4 protein-coding genes and 1 pseudogene are annotated in these 4,509 nt (G+C 54.4%); 2 read left to right on the forward strand and 3 right to left on the reverse strand.

What is annotated here, in order from left to right; translation table 11 throughout:
- Both dsdA and dsdX read right to left on the reverse strand, forming a co-directional pair.
- On the reverse strand, positions 1-799 hold a 799-nt coding region (gene dsdA, locus FDW87_RS21360; RefSeq protein ID WP_252362920.1), incomplete at its 3' end, for a D-serine ammonia-lyase.
- Between the two features lie 17 nt (positions 800-816).
- Positions 817-2,154 carry a D-serine transporter DsdX gene (gene dsdX, locus FDW87_RS00920; RefSeq protein ID WP_137379362.1) on the reverse strand — a complete coding sequence of 446 codons (1,338 nt, stop codon included), beginning with the start codon at positions 2,152-2,154 and terminating at the stop codon, positions 817-819.
- A gap of 229 nt (positions 2,155-2,383) precedes the next feature.
- On the opposite strand from dsdX, the gene dsdC reads away from it, so the two are divergent.
- On the forward strand, positions 2,384-3,310 hold the full coding sequence (gene dsdC / locus FDW87_RS00925) for a DNA-binding transcriptional regulator DsdC (protein ID WP_137379363.1): 927 nt from the start codon (positions 2,384-2,386) through the stop codon (positions 3,308-3,310).
- A 204-nt stretch (positions 3,311-3,514) separates the two neighbouring features.
- Positions 3,515-4,204: pseudogene (locus FDW87_RS21365) on the forward strand (cellulase family glycosylhydrolase); the annotation flags it as partial.
- 193 nt (positions 4,205-4,397) lie between these two features.
- Here the strand turns inward: FDW87_RS21365 and FDW87_RS21370 are convergent.
- The coding region (locus FDW87_RS21370; protein WP_252362926.1) for a hypothetical protein at positions 4,398-4,509 on the reverse strand (112 nt) is incomplete at its 5' end.

Consider the following 4,509-nt stretch of genomic DNA (forward strand, 5'->3'; position numbering starts at 1 on the left):
CGGCATCCACCACGCGCCCCTGCTGCGCGAACTGCGCCTTCAGACGCTCGCCGGCTACCGCATAACCTAAAAACAACGTGCGGGAATTTTCATCATCGATAAAGAAACAGTTCGGTTCGGATTGTGCCGCCTTACGGCCCTGCTCAACCGCCACGCCATAATCTTCTTCATACTCCACGACCGTCACGCCGTGGCTGCGCAGTTTGGCTTTTTTCCATGCGCGAGCGTCGGCAGACATATGAACCGTCACCTTAAAACCGATACGGGCGCTCATAATGCCGATCGACATCCCAAGGTTGCCAGTGGAGCCTACGGCGATGCTGTACTGACTGAAGAACTGTTTAAACTCAGGCGAAAGCAGAATGCTGTAATCGTCTTGTGTGGTCAGCAGACCAGCCTCCAGCGCCAGTTTTTCCGCGTGGGTTAGCACTTCATAAATACCGCCACGCGCTTTAATTGAGCCGGAAATCGGTAGATGGCTGTCTTTCTTCAGCAGAATTTCGCCGTTGATGCGCTGCCCATACTCTTTTTCCAGCCGCTTTTGCATCGTTGGGATCGCGGCCAGTTCGGATTCGATAATGCCGCCGGTGGCTGCGGTTTCCGGGAATGCCTGCGCCAGATACGGCGCGAAGCGCGTCAGACGAGCGTGGGCATCCTGAACATCGTGCTCTGTCAGGCCAACATACGGTAAACCTTCCGCAAGAGAGGTAGTGCCAGGGTTAAACCAGGTCGTCTCCTTGAGAGCGACCAGATCTTCCACTAAAGGATGCTGGGCGATAAGTGTTTGAATGTTTTCCATAGTCAGTCTCTTTGCGCTTAGATAATAAAGGAAAGCAGGAATGTGCAAACCAGTGCAATAACGGACGCGATAAATGTCGCGGTCGTATAATATTTGAACGTCTCATTTAGGGTGGCGCCGCAGTACTGCTTCACCAGCCAGAAGAGGGAATCGGTGACGATCGTGCAGCCAATCGCGCCGGAACCGATGGCAATGGCGATGATCTCCGGGCTAACGTTGGGGTAGAGCGGCAGCATCGGGGCCACGATTGCCGTCGCACCCATCATCGCCACCGTGGCAGAGCCCACCGCAGCATGCAGGATTAACGCCACCAGCCATGCCAGCAGAATCGGGTGCATATGCATGTTCGAGAGGATCAGCGCGAGAGTATCCGCCAGTCCGCTGCTCTTGAGGATAGCGTTGAATGCGCCGCCTGCGCCGATAATCAGCAAAATGTTAGCAATGGAGCCAAAACCGTTTTCGGTGTGGGTCAGCAGCGCACCCATGCCAATGTGCTGACGCAGACCGAGAATGTAATAGGCCACGAAAACGGCAATAAACATCGCGGTGATCGGGTTACCAATAAACTCCAACAGCGTATAAACCGTGCTGCCTTTCGCCATGTTCAGCTCAGCGACGGTTTTTACCAGCATCAGGCCAATCGGCAGCAGTACGGTAAACAGCGTAGCGCCCAGCGATGGCAGCTTACTTTCGTCGCGCACCTTGAGGTCGGAAAACTCAGCCGGAACCGGTTTAAACGGCAGACGGTTACCGAGGAATTTCAGATACAGCGGACCGCCGATCAGCGAGGCCATTAAGCCCACCAGTAAGCCGTAGACAATCACGGTGCCGATGTCCGCGCCCAGCTTGTTCGCCACGAACAGGGCGGCTGGATGCGGCGGCACGACGCAGTGTACCGCCATCAGCGCTGTACATAACGGAATCGCCAGCTTCAGTAGCGAGGTATTGGTTTTTTTGGCAATTGAAAAGGCCAGAGGAATCAACAGCACTACGCCGACTTCAACAAACAGCGTGATCCCGCAAATCAGCCCGACCAGTACCATAATGACGTCAGCGGAAAGCCAGCGACAGCGCTGTAGCGTCAGGCCGATACGTTCGGCCGCGCCGGACACTTCCATCATTTTGCCAAGAATGGTCCCAAGGCCGATAACCGCGGCGAGGAAGCCTAGCGTACCGCCGATGCCACTCTCAATGGCATTGACCATATCCAGCGGCCCCATACCCATCATCGTACCCACGAAGAAGCTGGCTAACAGCAGCGCCAGAAACGGGTGGAATTTGAACTTCACGATGGTCAAAACGATTAACACGATGCTTATCAGCAGCGTGCTCACAACCCAGATTTGAGAGTGCATAACTCACCTTGCCCTGTGATTAATATAGGGTTATTGGACAAAAATAAGGCATAGTCTGACAAACGATATAAATCCCCTTTCACATGAGCCAGATTGCATCAAGTAGGTGATTTACGTCTAATTACGCTTTGTTTATGCGATATGGTTCACCTTGATTCATCTTTGTGCTGATTTTTGCAGCGAACTTTTTTACACTCCGGCGAATGAATCAGGAGGACAGGAGGTAAACATGGATCCCTTACGCGAGGTCAGAAATCGGCTACTCAACGGCTGGCAGTTGTCAAAGCTGTATACCTTTGAAGTGGCGGCCCGGCACCAGTCGTTTGCGCTGGCGGCAGATGAGCTGTCACTAAGCCCCAGCGCTGTCAGCCATCGCATTAATCAGCTGGAAGATGAGCTGGGTATTCAGCTGTTTGTTCGTTCGCATCGTAAAGTGGAACTCACCCACGAGGGCAAGCGCGTGTTCTGGGCGCTGAAATCATCGCTAGATACGCTGAATCAGGAAATCCTTGATATTAAAAATCAGGAGTTGTCCGGGACCCTCACCGTCTACTCACGGCCTTCTATCGCTCAGTGCTGGCTGGTTCCGGCGCTCGGCGACTTTACCCGTCGCTATCCGTCGATTTCGCTGACCATGCTGACCGGGAACGACAACGTCAATCTGCAGCGTGCCGGGGTCGATCTGGCTATCTATTTTGACGACGCACCCTCCGCGCAACTCACGCACCACTTCCTGATGGATGAAGAGATCCTGCCGGTATGCAGCCCGGACTACGCTCGCCGCCATGACCTTACCGGTTCGCTGGTGAATTTACCGCACTGTACGTTGCTGCATGACAGACAGGCGTGGAGTAACGACTCCGGGACCGATGAATGGCACAGTTGGGCGCAGCATTTTTCGGTGAATCTGCCGACATCGTCGGGAATTGGTTTCGATCGTTCTGATTTGGCGGTAATTGCGGCGATGAATCATATCGGCGTAGCGATGGGCCGAAAGCGGCTGGTGCAAAAACGCCTCGACAGCGGAGAGCTGGTTGCGCCTTTTGGCGATATGGCGCTGAAATGCCATCAGCACTACTACATCACCACCCTGCCTGGCAGAGAGTGGCCGAAAATCGAGGCGTTTATTCGCTGGCTTCAGGAACAGGTTAAATAAGCGGGCCGCGAATATTTTTTACGCTTTCTCGCTACACGCAAAGTGAAAAAGCATGCTAAATACGTGATATCACTCCTGATGATTTGCGTAAGGACGACCGTGTTAAAGCCGATTGTTTCCCTTTTACTGTTAGCCAGCGCCACCGTGTGTGCCGCGCAACCTGTGCTGACCGCGGCGCAGTATGCGCAGCAGCTTGGCGTTGGGATGGACGTAGACTGGGCGCGCACCGATCGGGGTATCCGTGAATTCGATCCGCTGGTGGTGCGGGATTACAGGGCGAAAGGGTTAACCCACGTGCGCATTCGCGTGGCGGGAGAGCCTACGGAGGCGCGGCTTATACATCTGCGCAAGCTGGTGGAAGCCTGCGAGCAGTATGGCGTGATCCCGATAATTGCCTATCAGGCTGACGAATATAAAAAAGATCCCAGTATCGGTAACGAAAAAGAGGTGGTTAACTGGTGGGTGGCGGTGGCGCATTACTTTGGTCAAAGCTCGCCGTTGCTGGGTTTCGACCTGATATACGAACCCTCTGATAAGCTCAACCATAATCAGGTGTCGCTCAATCGGGTGTATGACAAAACCATTCGTACTGTCCATGCCATCGACCCGCAGCGGATGATTTTTATCGCGCCGCGACTACGCGCCGCCCCGGAAGATTTGCCTGACCTGAAACTGCCGCCGCAAAGTCAGAATACCGTGCTGGCTCAATGGCATATTTTTCCGTGGGGGCCGCTGAAAAATAACGGTAAATATCCGTGGACCTCAGGCACCGCGGCAGAAAAGGCCGCTATTCGCGCCCGTATCAATACCGCCATTCACTGGCAGCAGAAAACGGGTCATGTCAGTTGGGTGGGAGGCTGGTCGCCAGGAGAAACCATCAGGAACGCGCCTTCTGCCTCGCAAATGGCGTTTGCCCGCTTTATGGCGTGCGAACTGAAAAAAGCGAAAATTCCCTATGCTATCAATGCGGATACGCAGTTTTATGATGGCGAGGAAGGTGCCTGGCGTCCGGCGCTGGAGCCGTTACTGACGACGATGATCGCGCCTGAATGCGAAAAGCCCGGCGATAAGCCGGGCCATCATACGCTTAAACCGCCTGCCCCTGATGCGACACGCGTGACGCCAGCGGAAGCCAGCAAACAAAAATCAACAGTCCCATAAGGGTCATCAGCAGGCCCAGACTGGCTTGCCCGGTCTGC

This window comes from Citrobacter sp. wls826 (assembly GCF_005281245.1).
In the GTDB taxonomy this organism is placed as follows: domain Bacteria; phylum Pseudomonadota; class Gammaproteobacteria; order Enterobacterales; family Enterobacteriaceae; genus Citrobacter; species Citrobacter braakii.

What these genes read in the sequence shown, in the direction of transcription:
- dsdX (WP_137379362.1), bottom strand. Translation starts at nt 2,154, where the DNA reads ATGCACTCTCAAATCTGGGTTGTGAGCACGCTGCTGATAAGCATCGTG.
- dsdC (WP_137379363.1), top strand. Translation starts at nt 2,384, where the DNA reads ATGGATCCCTTACGCGAGGTCAGAAATCGGCTACTCAACGGCTGGCAG.